Origin of the sequence: Pseudomonas sp. B21-017 (assembly GCF_024749245.1) — a bacterium.
Taxonomy (GTDB): Bacteria; Pseudomonadota; Gammaproteobacteria; order Pseudomonadales; family Pseudomonadaceae; genus Aquipseudomonas.
Genome location: NZ_CP087194.1, coordinates 6,312,541 through 6,332,267 on the forward strand (window position 1 = coordinate 6,312,541; position 19,727 = coordinate 6,332,267).

Consider the following 19,727-nt stretch of genomic DNA (forward strand, 5'->3'; position numbering starts at 1 on the left):
GACGTTTATTGTGCAGACCGAAGATGTGGGCAGTTTAAAAAAGATTAGCCAGTGCTTTTCACTATATAAGTGCTTATATTTGGCGACAATTCTCGGCAAAAACCCTTTTCACGGAGGCGCATCCCCTATGCGGACCAACACTCAGACCAAACGTGAGCTGGACAAGATCGACCGCAACATCCTGCGGATCCTGCAAGCGGACGGGCGTATCTCCTTCACCGAACTGGGGGAAAAGGTCGGCCTCTCCACCACCCCCTGCACTGAACGGGTACGGCGCCTGGAGCGCGAAGGGATCATCATGGGCTACAACGCCCGGCTGAATCCGCAGCACTTGAAGGGTAGTCTGTTGGTGTTCGTCGAGATCAGTCTCGACTACAAATCCGGCGATACTTTCGAAGAGTTCCGACGCGCGGTGCTGAAACTGCCCCACGTACTTGAATGCCATTTGGTGTCAGGGGACTTCGATTACCTGGTGAAAGCGCGGATTTCCGAAATGGCCTCGTACCGCAAATTGCTGGGCGACATCCTGCTCAAGTTGCCGCATGTGCGCGAATCCAAGAGCTATATCGTGATGGAAGAAGTGAAAGAGAGTTTGAGTCTGCCGATTCCGGATTGAGCCCTACACCAACACCTGCCGGGTACTGGCCATGTATTCGTGGATCTGCTTCTCGACCCGCGGGTGAATCAGCTCCACTGGCCGCCGTCCATTGGGGCATGGCAATGTCTTGGTGGTACCGAACAGACGGCAGATCAATGGGCGCTCGTCATACACCGTGCACCCGTTGGGCCCCAGATGGACGCAATTGAGTTCGTCCATCGCCGCGTCCTGCTCGGCCCGGGTCTTGCGCGGCAGGCGGGACATTTCTTCGGGCGAGGTGGTGACCGGCCCACAGCAGTCATGGCAGCCGGGCACGCACTCGAAGGTGGGAATTTGCTGGCGCAGCGTGCGAATTTTCTGACTGTTGCAGCTCATCGAAGCGGTGACCCGAATGCGGAATAGACCGGGATTCTGACGCAAAAGCCCCAATCCAGACAGCGCCAACCGACCAATGTTGCCCGTATCCGAAGGGGCGGCTTATGCTCCGTCAACTTTTTCAAACACACGCATCAGGATGACGTCCATGAACGCCCCCGTTCAGCAACCTGCCCCTAACCACCGGCACGTCGCCTCTTATTACGCCGCCAGCAGCCTGCCGCAACCCGACCTTCCGGCGCTCACAGGTGAGCTGGTCGCAGACGTGTGCGTGGTGGGCGGCGGATTCTCGGGGCTGAACACCGCGCTGGAACTGGCTGAACGAGGCTTGCGCGTGGTGCTCCTTGAAGCGCACAAGATCGGTTGGGGCGCCAGCGGACGTAATGGCGGGCAATTGATTCGCGGCGTCGGCCATGGCCTCGATCAGTTCGCCAATGTGATCGGTGCAGACGGCGTGCGTCAGATGAAACTGATGGGCCTGGAAGCGGTGGAAATCGTCCGCCAGCGAATCGAGCGCTTTCAGATCGCTTGCGACCTGACCTGGGGCTACTGCGACCTCGCCAACAAGGCCCATGACCTGGAAGGCTTCGCTGAAGACGCCAGCGAGCTGCGCAGCCTCGGTTACCGTTACGAAACCCGTCTGCTGCAAGCCAACGAAATGCACAGCGTGGTGGGTTCCGATCGCTATGTCGGTGGTTTGATCGACATGGGCTCCGGGCATCTGCACCCACTGAACCTGGCACTGGGCGAAGCGGCCGCAGCCCGGCAATTGGGCGCCAAACTGTTTGAGCAATCGGCTGTAACCCGCATCGATTATGGCCGCGAGGTCAAGGTCCACACCGCCCGGGGCTCGGTCCGCGCCAAGACCCTGGTGCTGGGCTGCAACGCCTACCTCAACGATCTCAACCCGCAACTTGGCGGCAAGGTGCTGCCCGCCGGCAGTTACATCATCGCCACCGAACCCTTGAGTGAAGAGCAAGCTCACGCGCTGCTGCCGCAGAACATGGCGGTCTGCGATCAACGGGTAGCGCTGGATTATTACCGACTCTCGGCGGACCGCCGCCTGCTGTTCGGCGGCGCCTGCCATTATTCAGGACGCGATCCGAAAGACATCGCCGCATACATGCGTCCGAAGATGCTGGCGGTGTTCCCGCAACTGGCCGGGGTGAAAATCGACTATCAGTGGGGCGGGATGATCGGCATCGGGGCTAATCGCCTGCCGCAGATCGGCCGGCTCAAGGAGCAACCGAATGTGTATTACGCCCAGGCCTATTCTGGTCATGGCGTAAACGCCACGCACCTGGCAGGCAAGTTGTTGGCTGAGGCCATCAGCGGCCAGCACAGTGGTGGTTTCGATCTGTTTGCCAAGGTGCCGCACATTACCTTTCCAGGCGGCAAACATTTGCGCTCGCCGTTGTTGGCGTTGGGAATGCTTTGGCATCGTCTTAAAGAACTGACCTGAACCCTTGCAGGAGCTGCCGAAGGCTGCACCTGCAAGGGATCGCGGTTCATCTCACAGATGCCAGAAAGGTTTAAGCCCCTCCTCCCGCGCCTGCTCCCGACTCAACCCGACATCCTTGAGTTGCTCCGGCGTCAGCTCCAACAACGCCTTACGCGTGTGCAGACGATGCCAGAACAGACCCCAGCGACCCAGGCAGGACGGTGCGTTGCGCATAATTGCCTCGCGCGCGCCGTTCTGTTGCCCTGCTGCCAGTTCCTGACTGTGTAACGTCAGCCGCACATCGCTCAAGCCGTTCATTTTCGTCGCTCCTGTTTACTTGGGTAGCCAGAGCTTTCATGATGCGCGGACGGCAAAAAGCATTACAGATTCAACAGGGCAGTATTAATTCCATACAGTTTTTCTGTTTCGGCCTCTGAATCGCTTATTTTTGCCCCATCTGTATTGGTTAACCGACTCACCCACATCGAGACTGCACCATGACCCTTTACGTCAACCTCGCCGAGTTGCTCGGCACACGTATCGAACAGGGCTTCTATCGCCCCGGTGACCGGCTGCCCTCGGTGCGGGCGCTGAGTGTCGAGCACGGGGTCAGCCTGAGCACGGTGCAACAGGCCTATCGAGTGCTGGAAGACGTAGGCCTGGCGATGCCCAAACCCAAATCCGGCTATTTCGTACCGGTGAGCCGCGAACTGCCGGAGCTACCCGTGGTCGGCCGCCCAGCCCAACGACCGGTGGATATTTCACAGTGGGATCAGGTGCTGGAACTGATCCGCGCCGTGCCGCGCAAGGATGTCGTGCAGTTGGGCCGCGGTATGCCGGACATCACCTCGCCGACCATGAAACCGCTGCTGCGCAACCTGGCACGTATCAGCCGCCAGCAGGACATGCGAGGCCTGTATTACGACAACATCTGCGGCACCCTCGAACTGCGCGAACAAATCGCCCGCCTGATGCTCGATTCCGGCTGCCAATTGAGCGCCAACGATCTGGTGATCACTACCGGTTGCCACGAAGCGCTGTCGACCAGCATCCGCGCCATCTGCGGACCGGGTGACATCGTCGCAGTGGATTCGCCAAGCTTTCACGGCGCCATGCAGACCCTCAAGGGCCTGGGCATGAAAGCGCTGGAAATCCCCACCGACCCGCTCACCGGCATCAGCCTCGAAGCGTTGGAACTGGCGTTGGAGCAATGGCCGATCAAAGCCATACAGTTGACCCCCAACTGTAACAACCCGCTGGGCTACATCATGCCGGAGTCACGCAAACGTGCGCTGTTGAACCTCGCACAGCGTTTCGACGTGGCGATTATCGAGGACGATGTGTATGGCGAACTGGCCTACACCTACCCCCGCCCGCGCACGATCAAATCCTTCGACGAAGACGGCCGCGTCCTGCTCTGCAGTTCCTTTTCCAAGACCCTGGCACCGGGCCTGCGCATTGGCTGGGTCGCGCCGGGCCGGTATCTGGAGCGCGTGCTGCACATGAAGTACATCAGCACCGGCTCCACCGCGACGCAACCACAGATTGCAATTGCCGAATTTCTCAAGGCCGGGCACTTCGAACCGCATTTGCGGCGGATGCGGATGCAATACCAGCGCAATCGCGACGCGATGATCGATTGGGTCACCCGTTATTTCCCGGCCGGCACCCGCGCCAGCCGTCCGCAAGGCAGCTTCATGCTGTGGGTTGAGCTGCCGGAGGGCTTCGACACCCTGAAACTCAATCGTGCACTGCATGATCAGGGCGTACAGATTGCCGTGGGCAGTATCTTTTCCGCCTCGGGCAAATACCGTAATTGCCTGCGGATGAACTACGCTGCCAAAACGACCCCGCAGATTGAAGAAGCTGTGCGCAAGGTCGGTGCGACAGCAATCAAACTGCTGGCGGAAACCGACTGACCTTTCTTCGGGATACGGCGTCCATATGCTATCCGCCACCATCCGGAATATGCGCCGTGAGAATCAGACAGCCCCTGCTTGCTCTGCTGTTACTCGCCTCGTTCCTGGGTGGCTGCACGACGCTCCACGTCCCTCGCGAACCGAGCCAGGCCCTGCCGGCGACCGACTCTGCTTTCGGCCGCTCGATCCAGGCCCAGGCCGCTCCCCACCAGGGTCAGTCGGGCTTCCGCTTGCTATCCGATAGCACCGAGGCCTTCACCGCCCGCGCCGAGCTGATTCGAAATGCCCAAAGCAGCCTCGATTTGCAGTATTACATCGTCCATGACGGCATCAGCACACGGATACTGATCAGCGAGCTGCTCAAAGCCGCCGACCGAGGCGTGCGGGTGCGGATTCTGCTCGACGACACCACCAGCGATGGCCTGGACCAGATCATCGCAACCCTCGCTGTCCATCCGAAGATTCAGATCCGCGTCTTCAACCCGCTGCACCTGGGCCGCAGCACCGTCGTGACGCGTACCATGGGCCGGCTGTTCAACCTGTCGCAGCAACATCGCCGCATGCACAACAAACTGTGGGTGGCGGACAATAGCGTGGCAATCGTGGGCGGGCGCAACCTGGGGGATGAGTATTTCGATGCCGAGCCCAAACTGAATTTCACCGACATCGACATGCTCAGTGTCGGCCCGGTTGCAGAGCAGTTGGGACACAGCTTCGACCAATACTGGAACAGCGCCCTGAGCAAGCCGATCGAGCAGTTTCTCTCAAGCAGGCCGAGCGCCAGGGACCTGAGAAATACCCGGACCCGCCTGGACGAATCCCTGGAAGAAACGCGCAAACAGAACCACGCGCTCTATCTGCAGTTGATGACCTACACCACTCATCCACGCATGGACGTTTGGCGGCAGGAATTGATCTGGGCCTGGAACAAGGCGCTATGGGACGCACCGAGCAAGGTGTTGTCCGACGGAGAACCTGATCCGCACTTGCTGCTGACCACCCAGTTGGCGCCTGAACTCAACGGGGTCAGCAAAGAGCTGATCATGATCTCGGCCTACGTCGTACCCGGCCAACCGGGACTGGTGTACCTGACCGGTCGCGCCGATGCCGGGGTGTCGGTCAGTTTGCTGACCAACTCACTGGAAGCCACCGATGTTCCTGCCGTGCATGGTGGGTATGCGCCTTATCGCAAAGCCTTGCTGGAGCATGGCGTGCAGCTGTTCGAATTACGCCGCCAGCCCGGGGACAACGGCGGCAGCGGACCGAGCCTGTTTCACAGAGGATCATCCAACCAAAGCTCCGATTCCAGCCTGCACAGCAAGGCCATGATCTTCGACCGACAAAAAGCCTTCATCGGCTCATTCAATTTCGACCCGCGCTCGGTGCTCTGGAACACCGAAGTCGGGGTGCTGGTGGACAACCCGGAACTTGCCGAGCGTGTGCGCGAACTGGCGCTGGAGGGTATGGCCCCGGCTCTCAGCTATCACGCGCGACTGGAAAAGGGTCAGATAGTCTGGATCACCGAAGACGACGGTAAGCAGCACACATTGACCAAGGAACCGGGGAGCTGGTGGCGGCATTTCAATTCGTGGTTCAGCAGTACGATTGGCCTGGAGAAAATGCTGTAGTCAGGAGTCTGGTGATAAATTGTGGCGAGGGAGCTTGCTCCCGCTCGGCTGCGCAGCAGTCGCAAATCGACGTCCACGCTCCACCTGAGTAAGCGACAGCACATGATTTAGGGCCGCTGCGCGCCCCAGCGGGAGCAAGCTCCCTCGCCACAGGTTTTGTGCAGCGCTCAGGCCGGCTCGGCAACCACTCCAAACGCCCCTTGCCGCGATACCAGAATCACCAACCCCAACGCGCCCGCCGCCATCAGCAACGGCAAGGCATGCCCGCTGATCCACTGGCTCCCGGCACCGGCCGCCAACGGCCCGATCAGGCAACCGATCCCCCACAGCTGCGCGATATGGGCATTGGCCCGCACCAGCGCATCGTCGCGATAACGCTCACCGATCAGGATCAGCGACAAGGTGAACAGACCGCCAGCGCTGGCGCCAAACAACACCCACAGCGGCCAGATCAGCAACGTATCGATCAGCAATGGAATCGCCAGGCTCGACAGCAGCAAGAGCATCGCGCAGCCGGTAAACAATGTACGCCGCGACAAGCGATCAGCCAGCGCACCAATCGGCAATTGCAGCAAGGCATCCCCCACCACCACCGTACTGACCATCGCCAGGGCGATTTCCGTGGTGAAGCCCTGACGCAGGCAGTAGACCGGCAACAAGGTCAGGATCATCGCTTCGAACGCAGCAAACAGCGACACCGCCCAGGCAATTGCCGGCAGGCCGCGGCAGAAGTTCAGCAAATCGTTGAGGGTCACGCTGCAGGCCTCACTGGTGGGCGCTCCGCTACGGCCCAGCAGCAGGAACGGTGACGTCATCAGCAAACCGACGCCCACCCAGAAACCGTAATCGTGCTCGGTGCCCAACGCCCCCAACAGTAGCGGCCCGGCCAGCTGACTCAGCGCATAACTGCTGCCATACAGCGCTACCAATCGGCCGCGCCATTGCTCGACCACCAGTTGGTTGATCCAGCTTTCACCAAGGATGAAGACGAGTGTCAGGATCACCCCGATCATCAACCGCAGCACCAGCCAGATCGGGTAGCTCGGCCATAGCGCCAGCAAGCCGATGGACACCGCCCCGGCCCACAGGCACAGGCGCATCAGATTGGCCGTGCCAAGACGGGCCGCGAGATGGCTGGAGATCTTCGCCCCCAGCAACACGCCAATGGCCGGCATCGCCGCCATCACGCCAATCGCGAACGAGCCGTAACCCCAGCCTTCCAGGCGCAGCGACACTAACGGCATGCTGACGCCCAGGGCCAGGCCGACACTCAAGACAGACGCCAAGACGGCGAAATAAGTCGCCCAACGCATGTTCCACGCTCCTGTGGATTGTTATTTTTACTGGCCGCACAAAGTAAATGTGGGAGCGGGCTTGCTCGCGAAGAGGCCATCACATCCAACATCATCGTTGGCTGTTACGGCGCCTTCGCGAGCAAGCCCGCTCCCACAGGGGATCTGTGTCGCTCGGGAGCCCGATGTTCGATCGGGCTCCACACAGGCTTACAACTTGATCCAGGTCGCCTTCAGCTCGGTGTACTTGTCGAACGCATGCAGCGACTTGTCGCGACCGTTGCCGGACTGTTTGAAGCCACCGAACGGCGCAGTCATATCGCCGCCGTCGTACTGGTTGACCCACACACTGCCGGCGCGCAAAGCCTTGGCGGTGAGGTGAGCCTTCGAGATGTCCGTGGTCCATACCGCAGCCGCGAGGCCGTACGGCGTGTCGTTGGCAATCGCAACGGCTTCTTCGGCGGTATCGAAAGTGATCACCGACAACACCGGGCCAAAGATTTCTTCCTGGGCAATTTTCATCGCGTTGCTGACACCGTCGAAAATCGTCGGCTCGACGTAGGTGCCCCCGGTTTCCTGAAGAATACGCTTGCCACCAGCCACCAGTTTGGCGCCATCGGTGTGACCGGATTCGATGTAGGACAGCACGGTGTTCATCTGCTGGGTATCCACCAGCGCACCGACGTTGGTCGCCGGGTCCAGCGGATTGCCTGGCTTCCAGGCCTTGAGGGCTTCGATTACCAGCGGCAGGAATTTGTCTTTGATCGAACGCTCGACCAGCAAGCGCGAACCGGCGGTGCAGACTTCGCCCTGGTTGAAGGCAATAGCGCTGGCAGCCGACTCGGCGGCGGCTTGCAGGTCCGGCGCATCGGCGAACACGATGTTCGGGCTCTTGCCACCGGCTTCGAGCCAGACACGCTTCATGTTCGATTCGCCGGAGTAGATCAGCAGTTGCTTGGCGATCTTGGTCGAACCGGTGAACACCAAGGTGTCGACATCATTGTGCAAGGCCAGGGCCTTGCCGACGGTATGACCGTAACCCGGCAGCACGTTCAGCACACCTTTCGGGATGCCGGCTTCAACTGCCAGCGCTGCAATACGAATAGCCGTCAGCGGCGATTTTTCCGAAGGCTTGAGGATCACTGAGTTACCGGTGGACAGCGCCGGGCCGAGTTTCCAGCAGGCCATCATCAACGGGAAGTTCCACGGCACGATCGCACCGACCACACCGACCGGCTCGCGAGTCACCAGCCCCAGCTGATCGTGCGGGGTGGCGGCGACTTCGTCGTAGAGCTTGTCGATGGCCTCACCACTCCAGCTCAGCGCTTGCGCCGCGCCAGGAACGTCGATGTACAGGGAATCGCTGATCGGCTTGCCCATGTCCAGGGTTTCGAGCAGGGCCAGCTCTTCGGCGTGCTGTTTCAGCAAGCCGGCAAAACGAATCATGGTGGCTTTGCGCTTGGTCGGCGCCAGGCGCGACCAGGCGCCGGAATTGAACGTGGCGCGAGCGTTTTCCACGGCGCGCTGGGCGTCGGCGGCGTCACAGCTGGCAATCTTGCCCAGCAGACGGCCATCGACAGGGCTGATGCACTCGAACGTTTCACCGGAGACTGCATCGGTGTATTCGCCATTGATGTAGGCACGGCCTTCGATCTTCAGATCGCGAGCCCGTTGTTCCCAGTCGGCACGAGTCAGGGTGGTCATACGAGTGTCCTCCTCTTATTGAATACGAGCGCCCGCGCTCTTCGCGGGTGCTGTCAGGAATTCTGCCCGGCCAGCCTGCTTTTCGGCTCAAGGCAACCGTTACCCTAAACCAGCGGCGGGTGAAGTTTCAATATATTTGACAAAGGACCGTTAAATGGCCTTGCGATGTTCATTTTAATAAACATAGACTTTCAACTTTCCAGTCAGTCGCGCCGCAATCACGTGGGAATACCAACATGAGCATTCAGGATATCGTCGATTTCAGTCAGGCCACCACCCAGCCCGATCGCTATCGGCCAGACCCGGCCAAAGTCCTCAAGGGCGACCCCGAACAAACGGTGTACAACCACTACAACAGCCCGTGCGGCCAGATGAGTGCAGGTGTCTGGGAAGGCGAAGTCGGTCAGTGGCGGGTGAACTACACCGAACACGAATACTGCGAAATCGTTCAGGGGGTGTCAGTGCTGCGCGATGACAACGGCGGCGCCAAGACCCTGCGCGTGGGCGATCGCTTCGTGATTCCGGCCGGTTTCAAAGGCACCTGGGAAGTGCTGGAGCCGTGCCGCAAGATTTATGTGGTGTTCGAACAGAAGGCTTGAGGGTTTGTGCCGCTTGAACCGACAGACAACAAAAAAGGCCCGTATCTCGCGATACGGGCCTTTTTCGTAAGGAGGAAAAATCAATTACTTGATTTTGCCTTCTTTGTAGATCACGTGCTTACGAACAACCGGATCATATTTCTTGATCTCGATTTTGTCCGGAGTAGTGCGCTTGTTCTTGTCGGTAGTGTAGAAGTGACCAGTACCGGCGCTCGAAATCAAACGAATCAATTCACGCATGATTAGCTCCCTTAGATCTTGCCATCGCGACGGATTTCGGCCAGCACGACATCAATGCCACGCTTGTCGATGATACGCATGCCTTTGGCAGATACGCGCAGACGCACAAAACGTTTCTCGGACTCAACCCAGAAGCGGTGATGCTGCAGGTTCGGCAGGAAACGACGACGGGTTTTGTTGTTTGCGTGGGAAATGTTATTCCCAGTCACCGGACCCTTACCGGTAACTTGACAGACTCTCGACATGCCTCAGCCCTCTAAAACCACATGCCCAACCCGGCATGGGTTGGCCGCTTAATCTCTCAGTCATTTGGCGCCAGGCGCCGCGTTTCTTTAAGGGTCTTACCGGCTACACCTACAAACGAAGGAACCGGGCCCCTAGAAAAGAGCGCTGCTTTATACCAGAAAGACCAGAGAGCAACAACAACCGGTGTGAATTGAGTTGATAAAAACCCGTTTTTTCGGGCGCCGAGCGCCTTGGGCAAAGGCTAAGCCCGATAGCGACCGCTCGTCGCAGAGAATCGGCCAACGGGACAATTCAGGGTTTTTCTCAACCGTCACTCACCGAAAACAATCGCCCATACTCCCCTGAAAATGAAAAAGGGGATAGTCATTTGCAAAAGAGCCCACTAGGGTAAGCCTTTTCCAGACTGCACTTGCAGATGGGCCTTCATCTGTAAAGGAATCCAACCATGCGCCTCGCTGCCCTACCGCTGCTGCTCGCACCGCTTCTACTGAGCCCCCTGGCCCATGCCGCCGCCCTGAGCGTCTGCACCGAGGCCAGCCCGGAAGGGTTCGATGTGGTGCAATACAACTCGTTGACTACCACCAACGCCTCGGCCGACGTGCTGATGAACCGCCTGGTGGACTTCGACACGGCCAGCGGCAAAGTGGTCGCCAGCCTCGCGGACAGCTGGGACGTCACGCCCGACGGCCTGACCTACGTCTTCAAGTTGCATCCGCAGGTGAAATTTCACCGCACCGAGTATTTCAGCCCGACGCGCGACTTGACCGCCGAAGACGTGAAATTCAGTTTCGACCGCATGCTCGATCCGGCAAACCCGTGGCACAAAATCGCCCAGAGCGGCTTCCCGCACGCTCAGTCGATGCAGTTACCGACACTGATCAAAAAGATCGACGCCCTGGACCCGCTCACCATCCGCTTCACCCTCGATCACCCGGACTCGACGTTCCTGCCGACCCTGACCATGGGCTTCGCCTCGATCTATTCGGCCGAGTACGCCGAGCAACTGATGAAGGCCGGCACTCCGGAGAAGCTCAACAGCCAGCCGATCGGTAGCGGCCCGTTCATCTTCACACGCTTCCAGAAAGATGCCTCGATTCGCTACAAGGCCAACCGCGACTACTTCCAGGGCAAGCCATCGGTGGACCCGTTGATCTTCGCGATCACCCCGGACGCCAACGTGCGCTTGCAGAAATTGCGCCGCAACGAGTGTCAGATCGCCCTGTCGCCGAAACCGCTGGACGTGCAGGCTGCGAAGCTGGAGCCGACCCTGAAGGTGGAAAAGACTGACGCCTTCATGACCGCATTCGTCGGCATCAACAGCCAACATCCGCCGCTGGACAAGCCGGAAGTGCGCCAGGCAATCAACCTGGCGTTCGACAAGGCCAATTACCTCAAAGCCGTATTCGAAGACACCGCCGAGCCTGCCAATGGGCCCTACCCACCCAACACCTGGAGCTATGCCAAAAACTTGCCGGGCTACCCGCATGATGTCGAGAAAGCCCGGGCATTGATGGCCAAGGCCGGGCTCAAGAATGGCTTCCAGACCACCATCTGGACCCGCCCTTCCGGCAGCCTGCTGAACCCCAATCCGAGCCTCGGCGCGCAATTGCTTCAGTCCGACCTGGCGGAAATCGGCATTCAGGCCGAAATCCGTGTGATCGAATGGGGCGAGCTGATTCGCCGCGCCAAGGCCGGCGAGCATGACCTGCTGTTCATGGGCTGGGCCGGAGATAACGGTGACCCGGACAACTTCCTCACGCCGCAGTTTTCCTGCGCGGCGGTCAAATCCGGCACCAACTTCGCCCGTTACTGCAACCAGGACCTCGACAAGCTGATCAGCGCCGGCAAGACCACCGGCGAGCAAGGTGTACGCACCAAGCTGTACGAACAGGCCCAGGCGCAGATACAGCAACAGGCATTGTGGCTGCCTCTGGCTCACCCGACGGCCTTTGCCCTGACGCGCAAAGACGTCGAGGGTTATCGGGTCAGCCCGTTTGGCCGGCAGGATTACTCCAAGGTCAACTTCAAGTAATCAGCGTCACCACAAAAGCCGTGGGAGCAGGCTCGCTCACAGTGACTCATCTAGCCTTTCCTCTTCACATCCACCCGTACTCGGCCATGGACAACGGATCGCCATCACCGACGATGAAATGGTCGAGCACCCGCACATCGATCAGGTCCAGCGCTTCTTGCAGGCGCTTGGTCAGCATCCGGTCGGCTTGACTGGGGTTGGAGTTACCCGACGGATGGTTGTGGCAGAGGATCAACGCTGCGGCGTTGTGGGCCAAAGCGCGTTTAACCACTTGTCTTGGATAGACACTGGTACTGTCGATGGAGCCGCGAAACAGCACTTCAAAGGTCAGCACTTGATGTTTTGAATCCAAAAACAGACAGCCGAATACCTCGTGAGGCTCGTGGCGCAGCATCGACTTCAGGTAATCACGAACCGCCTGCGGATTTTCCAGTGCCGATTTCTGGCGCGCACGTTCGGCTAAATGCCGCCTGCCCATTTCCTGTGCCGCTTGCAACTGAGCGAATTTCGCCGGCCCGAGCCCCAATTGCCTGCTGAACGCAGTTTGATCGGCTTCGAGCAGTGAACGCAGGCTGCCAAACTGACTCAGCAGATGTCGTGCCAGATCTACTGCACTTTTACCCGATACACCGGTACGTAAAAAAATCGCTAGCAACTCGGCGTCCGAAAGACTCGCCGAACCCAACTCAAGTAACCTCTCCCGCGGTCGCTCCGCCGCTGGCCAATCGCGAATGCTCATAACACCTCCATGTAAGTGGGCGCCGCTGTTCCGTAGCGGTCGCTGTGATATCGTAGCCCATCTTTTTTGCGGGCGATTTCACCCCTGGGGAGGGGGTATCGCCATGCAGTCATCAACGAAATGAAAGGCAGACCTATGCAGCGGCTGTATCGGAAACGCATCGTTCTGGGCGTCGGCGGCGGCATTGCTGCCTACAAGAGCGCCGAGCTGGTTCGCCGCCTGATCGACCAGGGCGCCGAAGTGCGCGTGGTCATGACCCGTGGCGGCAGCGAATTCATTACCCCGCTGACCATGCAGGCCCTGTCCGGGCACCCGGTCCACCTGGACCTGCTGGACCCGGCGGCCGAAGCCGCCATGGGTCACATCGAACTGGCCAAATGGGCCGACCTGGTATTGATCGCCCCCGCCACTGCGGACCTGATCGCTCGCCTGGCCCAAGGCATTGCCGACGACCTGCTGACCACGCTGGTGCTGGCCACCGACGCGGTAGTCGCCGTGGCGCCGGCGATGAATCAAGCCATGTGGCGCGACCCGGCGACCCAGGCCAACCTGCAAACCCTCGAAAACCGCGACTTCAAAGTCTTCGGCCCGGCCTCCGGCAGCCAGGCCTGCGGCGACGTCGGCATGGGCCGCATGCTCGAAGCCACCGACCTCGCCCAGTGCGCGGCAGACTGCTTCCAGCGCCAGGCGCTGACCGGCAAACACGTGCTGATCACCGCCGGCCCGACCCAGGAAAACATCGACCCGGTGCGCTACATCACCAACCACAGCTCCGGCAAAATGGGCTTTGCCCTGGCCGAAGCCGCGGTAGAAGCCGGCGCCCGCGTGACCCTGATCACCGGCCCCGTGCACCTGCCGACCCCGGATCGCGTCACCCGCATCGACGTGGTCAGCGCCCGGGACATGCTCGCCGCTTGTGAAGCCGCGATTCCTTGCGACCTGTTCATCGCCTCGGCAGCGGTCGCGGACTACCGTCCGGAAGTCGTGGCCCCACAGAAACTCAAGAAAGACCCTACAAGCGGCGACGGCTTGTTGCTACAGATGGTGCGCAACCCAGACATTCTGGCCACCATCGCCACCCGTCCCGACCGTCCGTTCAGTGTCGGCTTTGCCGCCGAAACCGAACACCTGCTCGACTACGCTGCCCGCAAGTTGAAAGACAAGAACCTCGACCTGATCGTCGCCAATGACGTCGCCAACCCGAGTATTGGCTTCAACAGCGAAGAAAACGCCTGCAGCGTGATCGACCGTGAGCTGCACGCCACTATTTTTGCCCAGACCAGCAAAGGCAAGATTGCCCGCCAGCTGATCACTTTTATCGCCGAACGTCTGAACCAGGTTTAATTTACATGCACGCTTTGCAAGCCAAGATCCTCGACCCACGCATCGGCAGCGAATTTCCGCTGCCGCAGTACGCCACGCCCGGCTCCGCCGGCCTCGACCTGCGCGCCATGCTGGAAAAAGACACTGTCATCAAGCCGGGCGAGACCCTGCTGATCCCTACCGGCCTGTCGGTGTACATCGGCGATCCGGGCCTGGCGGCCTTGATTCTGCCGCGCTCCGGCCTGGGCCATAAGCACGGCATCGTGCTGGGCAACCTGGTCGGCCTGATCGACTCCGATTACCAGGGCCCGCTGATGGTGTCGTGCTGGAACCGTGGCCAGACCGATTTCAACATCGTTGTCGGCGAACGCCTGGCCCAATTGGTGCTGGTACCGGTGGTTCAAGCGCATTTTGAAATGGTCGAAGAGTTCGTCGAAACCCAGCGCGGCACCGGCGGGTTCGGCCACTCCGGCAGCCACTGATCATCGGCATTCAGGCTGGGAGCACTGCCCGGCCTGACCTGCCCTCTGCATTTTAAGGATGAAAATTGCACAGACGTCATCTGGAAGGTTTACCACTGGAAATCAAGGCATTGGCCGGCCAATTGCTCGCCGATGTTGATGGCATGGCCTTTTCACACCACGAACTCTCGGTGGAAAACACCGTCATACCCTTCAGTTTGAGCCTGCCGACGAGTTCTTCGCCGGCAGGTCCAGCCACTTTCGAGATGGAGCATTCCTACAGATGAGCACCCCAGCCCAAGTCGCACCCAAGTTCCCCGACAGCATCTTCCGCGCCTACGACATTCGCGGCACCGTCCCGGAATTCTTGAACGCTGAAACCGCTTATTGGCTCGGTCGCGCCATCGGCTCCCAGAGCCTGGCCCAGGGCGAACCCAATGTGTCCGTCGGCCGCGACGGTCGCCTGTCCGGCCCGGAACTGGTGGAACAACTGATTCAGGGCCTGGCCGACAGTGGTTGCCACGTCAGCGACGTCGGCCTGGTGCCAACGCCAGCGCTGTACTACGCCGCCAACGTACTGGCCGGCAAATCCGGGGTGATGCTCACCGGCAGCCACAACCCGTCGAACTACAACGGCTTCAAGATCGTCATTGCTGGCGATACCCTGGCCAACGAACAGATCCAGGCCCTGCACGACCGACTCAAGACCAACAACCTGAGCAGCGGCAAGGGCAGCATCACCAAGGTCGAGATCCTCGACCGCTACAACACCGAAATCGTCCAGGACATCAAACTCGCCCGCCGCCTGAAAGTGGTGGTCGATTGCGGCAACGGCGCGGCCGGCGTGATTGCCCCGCAACTGATCGAAGCCCTGAACTGCGAAGTCATCCCGCTGTTCTGCGATGTCGATGGCAACTTCCCGAACCATCACCCGGACCCGGGCAAGCTGGAAAACCTGGTAGACCTGATCGCCAAGGTCAAGGAAACCAACGCCGACCTGGGCCTGGCCTTCGACGGCGATGGCGACCGCGTGGGCGTGGTCACCAACACCGGCAGCGTCGTGTTCCCGGACCGCCTGCTGATGCTGTTCGCCAAGGATGTGGTAGCACGCAACCCCGACGCGGAAATCATCTTCGACGTCAAATGCACCCGTCGCCTGATCCCGCTGATCAAAGAATATGGCGGTCGCCCACTGATGTGGAAAACAGGTCACTCGCTGATCAAAAAGAAAATGAAACAATCCGGCGCCCTGTTGGCCGGCGAAATGAGCGGGCATATCTTCTTCAAGGAGCGCTGGTTCGGTTTCGACGACGGCATTTACAGCGCCGCGCGGCTGCTGGAGATCCTCAGCAAAGAGAAATCCACCGCGGAAGAGTTGTTCGCGACCTTCCCGAACGATATTTCTACGCCGGAAATCAATATCCATGTGACCGAAGAGAGCAAATTCAGCATCATTGATGCACTGCACGACGCACAGTGGGGTGAAGGCGCCGACCTGACCACCATTGACGGCGTGCGAGTCGACTATGCCAAAGGCTGGGGCCTGGTTCGCGCCTCCAACACCACACCGGTGCTGGTGCTGCGCTTCGAGGCCGATGACGAGGCTGAATTGCAGCGCATCAAGGATGTATTCCACGTCCAGCTGAAGCGCGTTGCACCTGATCTCCAACTACCGTTTTGATCTATTGAAGCACCCGGAGCCCTGAATGACCCTCGAACGCGAAGCCGCCGCCAACACCGCCAAGGTCCTGTCCGAAGCGCTGCCTTACATTCGCCGCTATGTCGGCAAGACGCTGGTGATCAAATACGGCGGCAACGCGATGGAAAGCGAGGAGCTGAAAACCGGCTTCGCCCGCGACATCGTGCTGATGAAAGCCGTGGGCATCAACCCGGTGGTGGTTCACGGCGGCGGCCCGCAAATCGGCGACCTGCTCAAGCGACTGTCGATCGAGAGCCACTTTGTCGATGGCATGCGCGTCACCGACGCCGCGACCATGGACGTGGTGGAAATGGTCCTCGGCGGCCAGGTCAACAAGGACATCGTCAACCTGATCAACCGTCACGGCGGCAGCGCCATCGGCCTGACCGGTAAAGACGCCGAGCTGATTCGCGCGAAGAAGCTCACCGTCACCCGCCAGACCCCTGAGATGACCCAGCCGGAAATCATCGACATCGGCCACGTCGGCGAAGTGGTCGGGATCAACACCGACCTGCTGAACCTGCTGGTCAAAGGCGATTTCATTCCGGTGATCGCGCCGATCGGCGTCGGTGCCAACGGCGAGTCGTACAACATCAACGCCGATCTGGTGGCCGGTAAAGTGGCCGAGGCTCTGAAAGCTGAGAAGCTGATGCTGCTGACCAACATTGCCGGCCTGATGGACAAGAGCGGCAAGGTCCTGACCGGCCTGAGCACCCAGCAAGTCGACGACCTGATCGCCGACGGCACCATCTACGGCGGCATGCTGCCGAAGATCCGTTGCGCGCTGGAAGCGGTACAGGGTGGCGTGGGCAGCTCGCTGATCATTGATGGTCGGGTGCCAAATGCAATTCTGCTGGAAATCTTCACCGACACCGGTGTGGGTACGCTGATCAGCAATCGCAAGCGTCCCTGATTCAAAACCTTAAAAAGATCGCAGCCTTCGGCAGCACCTACGGATTTCGGATGTACGAAAAACCTGTAGGAGCTGACGAAGTCTGCGATCTTTTTTATGCGCGCCGGAAATGCCTGACCTGATTGGGCGAAACGTCCGACTTCACGAAGGAAGCAATCTGCATAGGATCTTCTCTGAATCCACAGGAGGTCTACCCATGCAAAAAGACTACGTCCCTTACGGCAGCGATGTTTCACCTGGCACCTATGCCTGTGTCGATTGCGGTCACGAATACTCGAATCAGGGCAAAACATCGATGCCGCCCTGCCCGCAACTCCGCAAGACCGCACACACCCGTCATGGCTGGAGAATTCTGACTGGCCAGGGCGATGCTGTGGCTGATCCGTACCCGGAGAAAACCAATGAACCCAGCGGGATCAAAAAAGCCGAGACATTCAGCAGCACCAGCAAAAAATAATGCTGGGGGACTGGGCCATACATAAACAAAAGACCCCGCTCAACTTGCTGAGCGGGGTCTTTTGCTGTCTGCAATCCCTGTGGGAGCGTGATTACACGCCGAACTGGGCGCGGTAGGCTTCAACCGCAGGCAAATGTTGCTTGAGCTGCGGATCGTCAGCCAGGAACTCCAGCACCTGGTTCAGCGAAACGATGCTGATCACCGGAATGCCGAAGTCACGTTCCACTTCCTGGATGGCCGACAACTCACCATTGCCACGCTCCTGACGGTTCAGGGCGATCAGCACACCGGCAGCTTTGGCGCCGTCCTGGGAAGCGATGATCTGCATCACTTCGCGGATGGCGGTGCCCGCGGTGATCACGTCGTCGATGATCAGCACGTCGCCAGTCAATGGCGCGCCAACCAGGCTGCCACCTTCGCCGTGGGCCTTGGCTTCCTTGCGATTGAAGCACCATGGCAGGTCACGGTCGTGATGTTCGGCCAGTGCCACGGCGGTGGCTGCCGCCAACGGGATGCCTTTGTAGGCCGGGCCGAACAGTACGTCGAAGGAAATACCGCTCTCGACGATGGCTGCCGCATAGAAACGGCCCAGCTGTGCCAGGGCCTTCCCTGAGTTGAACAGGCCGGCATTGAAGAAGTATGGACTGGTGCGCCCGGACTTCAGGGTGAACTCACCGAAGCGCAAAACGCCGCGATCGATGGCAAAACGAATGAAATCGCGTTGATACGCTTGCATGAAAAAAACCCCAAATACCACGGATTTAGCTAATTAGGTAGACGCCGTGTATCATACCCGCACGCGATTTTTGGGGCCACTTATGCGGATCATCAGTGTGAACGTCAATGGTATTCAGGCTGCAGTCGAGCGTGGTTTGCTCAGTTGGCTGCAAGCACAGAATGCCGACGTCATCTGCCTGCAGGACACCCGCGCCTCCGCCTTTGAACTGGACGATCCAGCCTTCCAACTGGATGGCTACTTCCTTTATGCCTGCGAAGCCGAAGTTCCCGCCCAAGGTGGCGTGGCTTTGTACTCGCGGTTGCAACCGAAGGCTGTCATCAGCGGTCTCGGCTTCGAGACGGCCGACCGCTACGGGCGCTACCTGCAAGCCGATTTCGACAAGGTCAGCATCGCGACCTTGCTGCTCCCTTCGGGGCAGAATGGCGATGAAGACTTGAACCAGAAGTTCAAGCTAATGGACGACTTCGCCCGTTATCTGGATAAACAGCGACGCAAACGTCGCGAGTACATTTATTGTGGCTCGCTGTACGTGGCGCAACAGAAGCTGGATATCAAGAACTGGCGCGACAGCCAGCAATCCCCGGGCTTCCTGGCGCCTGAGCGTGCCTGGATGGACGAGATTGTCGGCAACATGGGTTATGTCGACGCCCTGCGGGAAGTCAGCCGCGAAGGCGACCAGTACAGCTGGTGGCCGGACAACGAACAGGCCGAGATGCTCAACCTGGGCTGGCGTTTCGACTACCAGTTGCTGACCCCTGGCCTGCGCCGCTTCGTACGCAGCGCACGCCTGCCACGTCAGCCACGGTTCTCGCAGCACGCACCGTTGATCGTGGACTACGACTGGACGCTGACGATCTAAGCGTCTTTTCGCAGATGCAAAAAAGCCGACATTGCTGTCGGCTTTTTTGTGCGTGCTGATTTTTACTGCCTGTTATTTGATCAACCGCCAGGTGAAGGGATAGCGGTAAGGCACCCCGTCATTGGCCTTGAGCCCGGCAATGATGCACAGCACCATCGCCCCGATCAGGACCAGCGGCAGCAGCGCAAAACCGATCAACACCAGCATCAGCACGTAACAGATGCCCGAGACCAGGGCCACGGTAATCTGAAAGTTCAGCGCTTCTTTGCCTTGGGCATCGATGAAGGGGTCGGCTTCACGCTTCCACTGCCAGAGTATCAGCGGCCCGATCAGGTGACCGAACGGAAACCAGACACCGAGAAACGCCGAGAGGTGACAAAACATCGCCCACTGGCGAGCCTCGGAGCTCGGGGTGGGAAGCAACTGCTGTTCATCACTCATGGCGCTCTCCTTTGCCGGACAT

Annotated in this window: 21 protein-coding genes and 1 pseudogene; 13 read left to right on the forward strand and 9 right to left on the reverse strand. The window is 59.6% G+C overall.

Annotated features, from left to right (window positions below; all coding sequences use genetic code 11):
* The first annotated feature begins 127 nt into the window (after window positions 1-127).
* The gene (locus tag LOY28_RS28795; RefSeq protein ID WP_003177284.1) at window positions 128-616 is read left to right on the forward strand and encodes an Lrp/AsnC ligand binding domain-containing protein; all 489 of its coding nucleotides are present in this window, start codon (window positions 128-130) and stop codon (window positions 614-616) included.
* Between the two features lie 3 nt (window positions 617-619).
* Here the strand turns inward: LOY28_RS28795 and LOY28_RS28800 are convergent, their stop codons facing one another.
* Window positions 620-973, reverse strand: a complete 354-nt coding sequence (locus LOY28_RS28800; protein WP_007934627.1) for a YkgJ family cysteine cluster protein — start codon at window positions 971-973, stop codon at window positions 620-622.
* Window positions 974-1,121: 148 nt separating this feature from the next.
* On the opposite strand from LOY28_RS28800, the gene LOY28_RS28805 reads away from it, so the two are divergent.
* Window positions 1,122-2,435 carry an FAD-binding oxidoreductase gene (locus tag LOY28_RS28805; protein WP_258612837.1) on the forward strand — a complete coding sequence of 438 codons (1,314 nt, stop codon included), beginning with the start codon at window positions 1,122-1,124 and terminating at the stop codon, window positions 2,433-2,435.
* 51 nt (window positions 2,436-2,486) lie between these two features.
* Here LOY28_RS28805 and LOY28_RS28810 read toward each other — a convergent pair whose 3' ends face one another.
* Window positions 2,487-2,732 (reverse strand): DUF1127 domain-containing protein, encoded by a 246-nt coding sequence (locus tag LOY28_RS28810; protein ID WP_018927498.1) that lies wholly within the window; start codon window positions 2,730-2,732, stop codon window positions 2,487-2,489.
* Between the two features lie 179 nt (window positions 2,733-2,911).
* On the opposite strand from LOY28_RS28810, the gene LOY28_RS28815 reads away from it, so the two are divergent.
* Both LOY28_RS28815 and LOY28_RS28820 read left to right on the forward strand, forming a co-directional pair.
* Complete coding sequence (locus LOY28_RS28815; protein WP_018927497.1) at window positions 2,912-4,333, forward strand: PLP-dependent aminotransferase family protein; 1,422 nt, start codon at window positions 2,912-2,914, stop codon at window positions 4,331-4,333.
* A 56-nt stretch (window positions 4,334-4,389) separates the two neighbouring features.
* Complete coding sequence (locus LOY28_RS28820; protein WP_018927496.1) at window positions 4,390-5,961, forward strand: phospholipase D family protein; 1,572 nt, start codon at window positions 4,390-4,392, stop codon at window positions 5,959-5,961.
* Between the two features lie 167 nt (window positions 5,962-6,128).
* Here LOY28_RS28820 and LOY28_RS28825 read toward each other — a convergent pair whose 3' ends face one another.
* Both LOY28_RS28825 and LOY28_RS28830 read right to left on the reverse strand, forming a co-directional pair.
* Window positions 6,129-7,274, reverse strand: a complete 1,146-nt coding sequence (locus LOY28_RS28825) for an MFS transporter (RefSeq protein ID WP_019650101.1) — start codon at window positions 7,272-7,274, stop codon at window positions 6,129-6,131.
* Between the two features lie 189 nt (window positions 7,275-7,463).
* On the reverse strand, window positions 7,464-8,957 hold the full coding sequence (locus LOY28_RS28830) for an aldehyde dehydrogenase (protein ID WP_086944351.1): 1,494 nt from the start codon (window positions 8,955-8,957) through the stop codon (window positions 7,464-7,466).
* 236 nt (window positions 8,958-9,193) lie between these two features.
* Here LOY28_RS28830 and LOY28_RS28835 point away from each other — a divergent pair, with 236 nt between their 5' ends.
* On the forward strand, window positions 9,194-9,556 hold the full coding sequence (locus LOY28_RS28835) for a cupin domain-containing protein (protein ID WP_018927493.1): 363 nt from the start codon (window positions 9,194-9,196) through the stop codon (window positions 9,554-9,556).
* Between the two features lie 84 nt (window positions 9,557-9,640).
* On the opposite strand, the gene rpmG is transcribed toward LOY28_RS28835, so the two are convergent.
* Window positions 9,641-9,796 (reverse strand): 50S ribosomal protein L33, encoded by a 156-nt coding sequence (gene rpmG, locus LOY28_RS28840; protein ID WP_003177274.1) that lies wholly within the window; start codon window positions 9,794-9,796, stop codon window positions 9,641-9,643.
* A gap of 11 nt (window positions 9,797-9,807) precedes the next feature.
* Window positions 9,808-10,041, reverse strand: coding sequence for a 50S ribosomal protein L28 (gene rpmB / locus LOY28_RS28845; protein WP_018927492.1), 234 nt, complete (start codon window positions 10,039-10,041; stop codon window positions 9,808-9,810).
* A gap of 446 nt (window positions 10,042-10,487) precedes the next feature.
* Here rpmB and LOY28_RS28850 point away from each other — a divergent pair, with 446 nt between their 5' ends.
* Window positions 10,488-12,074 (forward strand): ABC transporter substrate-binding protein, encoded by a 1,587-nt coding sequence (locus LOY28_RS28850; protein ID WP_258612838.1) that lies wholly within the window; start codon window positions 10,488-10,490, stop codon window positions 12,072-12,074.
* Between the two features lie 64 nt (window positions 12,075-12,138).
* On the opposite strand, the gene radC is transcribed toward LOY28_RS28850, so the two are convergent.
* Window positions 12,139-12,813: a RadC family protein gene (radC, locus tag LOY28_RS28855; RefSeq protein ID WP_086944350.1), complete on the reverse strand. Its 675-nt coding sequence runs from the start codon at window positions 12,811-12,813 to the stop codon at window positions 12,139-12,141.
* Between the two features lie 135 nt (window positions 12,814-12,948).
* Between radC and coaBC the strand changes: the two genes are divergently transcribed.
* The 6 genes and pseudogenes from coaBC (at window position 12,949) to LOY28_RS28885 (ending at window position 17,666) form a co-directional block, all read left to right on the forward strand.
* The gene (gene coaBC, locus LOY28_RS28860) at window positions 12,949-14,157 is read left to right on the forward strand and encodes a bifunctional phosphopantothenoylcysteine decarboxylase/phosphopantothenate--cysteine ligase CoaBC (RefSeq protein ID WP_258614515.1); all 1,209 of its coding nucleotides are present in this window, start codon (window positions 12,949-12,951) and stop codon (window positions 14,155-14,157) included.
* Between the two features lie 5 nt (window positions 14,158-14,162).
* Complete coding sequence (gene dut, locus LOY28_RS28865) at window positions 14,163-14,618, forward strand: dUTP diphosphatase (protein WP_105342285.1); 456 nt, start codon at window positions 14,163-14,165, stop codon at window positions 14,616-14,618.
* Window positions 14,619-14,683: 65 nt separating this feature from the next.
* On the forward strand, window positions 14,684-14,884 hold the full coding sequence (locus tag LOY28_RS28870; protein ID WP_111453046.1) for a hypothetical protein: 201 nt from the start codon (window positions 14,684-14,686) through the stop codon (window positions 14,882-14,884).
* Between the two features lie 17 nt (window positions 14,885-14,901).
* Window positions 14,902-16,278, forward strand: a pseudogene (locus tag LOY28_RS28875) (phosphomannomutase/phosphoglucomutase); the annotation flags it as partial.
* Window positions 16,279-16,303: 25 nt separating this feature from the next.
* Window positions 16,304-17,209: an acetylglutamate kinase gene (gene argB, locus LOY28_RS28880; RefSeq protein ID WP_018927486.1), complete on the forward strand. Its 906-nt coding sequence runs from the start codon at window positions 16,304-16,306 to the stop codon at window positions 17,207-17,209.
* A gap of 196 nt (window positions 17,210-17,405) precedes the next feature.
* The gene (locus LOY28_RS28885) at window positions 17,406-17,666 is read left to right on the forward strand and encodes a hypothetical protein (RefSeq protein WP_018927485.1); all 261 of its coding nucleotides are present in this window, start codon (window positions 17,406-17,408) and stop codon (window positions 17,664-17,666) included.
* 91 nt (window positions 17,667-17,757) lie between these two features.
* On the opposite strand, the gene pyrE is transcribed toward LOY28_RS28885, so the two are convergent.
* Entirely contained in the window at window positions 17,758-18,402 is a 645-nt protein-coding gene (gene pyrE / locus LOY28_RS28890; RefSeq protein WP_018927484.1) for an orotate phosphoribosyltransferase, read from the reverse strand.
* Between the two features lie 82 nt (window positions 18,403-18,484).
* Here pyrE and LOY28_RS28895 point away from each other — a divergent pair, with 82 nt between their 5' ends.
* Entirely contained in the window at window positions 18,485-19,264 is a 780-nt protein-coding gene (locus LOY28_RS28895; protein ID WP_007934608.1) for an exodeoxyribonuclease III, read from the forward strand.
* A 72-nt stretch (window positions 19,265-19,336) separates the two neighbouring features.
* On the opposite strand, the gene LOY28_RS28900 is transcribed toward LOY28_RS28895, so the two are convergent.
* On the reverse strand, window positions 19,337-19,705 hold the full coding sequence (locus LOY28_RS28900) for a DUF4870 domain-containing protein (protein WP_018927483.1): 369 nt from the start codon (window positions 19,703-19,705) through the stop codon (window positions 19,337-19,339).
* Between the last annotated feature and the right edge of the window lie 22 nt (window positions 19,706-19,727).

Excerpts from the sequence above, each read along its gene's own strand:
- rpmG (WP_003177274.1), bottom strand. The coding sequence starts at position 9,796 with ATGCGTGAATTGATTCGTTTGATTTCGAGCGCCGGTACTGGTCACTTC.
- LOY28_RS28830 (WP_086944351.1), bottom strand. The coding sequence starts at position 8,957 with ATGACCACCCTGACTCGTGCCGACTGGGAACAACGGGCTCGCGATCTG.
- LOY28_RS28825 (WP_019650101.1), bottom strand. The coding sequence starts at position 7,274 with ATGCGTTGGGCGACTTATTTCGCCGTCTTGGCGTCTGTCTTGAGTGTC.
- radC (WP_086944350.1), bottom strand. The coding sequence starts at position 12,813 with ATGAGCATTCGCGATTGGCCAGCGGCGGAGCGACCGCGGGAGAGGTTA.
- rpmB (WP_018927492.1), bottom strand. The coding sequence starts at position 10,041 with ATGTCGAGAGTCTGTCAAGTTACCGGTAAGGGTCCGGTGACTGGGAAT.
- LOY28_RS28835 (WP_018927493.1), top strand. The coding sequence starts at position 9,194 with ATGAGCATTCAGGATATCGTCGATTTCAGTCAGGCCACCACCCAGCCC.
- LOY28_RS28795 (WP_003177284.1), top strand. The coding sequence starts at position 128 with ATGCGGACCAACACTCAGACCAAACGTGAGCTGGACAAGATCGACCGC.
- dut (WP_105342285.1), top strand. The coding sequence starts at position 14,163 with ATGCACGCTTTGCAAGCCAAGATCCTCGACCCACGCATCGGCAGCGAA.
- LOY28_RS28800 (WP_007934627.1), bottom strand. The coding sequence starts at position 973 with ATGAGCTGCAACAGTCAGAAAATTCGCACGCTGCGCCAGCAAATTCCC.
- LOY28_RS28850 (WP_258612838.1), top strand. The coding sequence starts at position 10,488 with ATGCGCCTCGCTGCCCTACCGCTGCTGCTCGCACCGCTTCTACTGAGC.
- LOY28_RS28885 (WP_018927485.1), top strand. The coding sequence starts at position 17,406 with ATGCAAAAAGACTACGTCCCTTACGGCAGCGATGTTTCACCTGGCACC.
- LOY28_RS28900 (WP_018927483.1), bottom strand. The coding sequence starts at position 19,705 with ATGAGTGATGAACAGCAGTTGCTTCCCACCCCGAGCTCCGAGGCTCGC.
- pyrE (WP_018927484.1), bottom strand. The coding sequence starts at position 18,402 with ATGCAAGCGTATCAACGCGATTTCATTCGTTTTGCCATCGATCGCGGC.
- argB (WP_018927486.1), top strand. The coding sequence starts at position 16,304 with ATGACCCTCGAACGCGAAGCCGCCGCCAACACCGCCAAGGTCCTGTCC.
- LOY28_RS28805 (WP_258612837.1), top strand. The coding sequence starts at position 1,122 with ATGAACGCCCCCGTTCAGCAACCTGCCCCTAACCACCGGCACGTCGCC.
- LOY28_RS28815 (WP_018927497.1), top strand. The coding sequence starts at position 2,912 with ATGACCCTTTACGTCAACCTCGCCGAGTTGCTCGGCACACGTATCGAA.
- coaBC (WP_258614515.1), top strand. The coding sequence starts at position 12,949 with ATGCAGCGGCTGTATCGGAAACGCATCGTTCTGGGCGTCGGCGGCGGC.
- LOY28_RS28810 (WP_018927498.1), bottom strand. The coding sequence starts at position 2,732 with ATGAACGGCTTGAGCGATGTGCGGCTGACGTTACACAGTCAGGAACTG.
- LOY28_RS28895 (WP_007934608.1), top strand. The coding sequence starts at position 18,485 with ATGCGGATCATCAGTGTGAACGTCAATGGTATTCAGGCTGCAGTCGAG.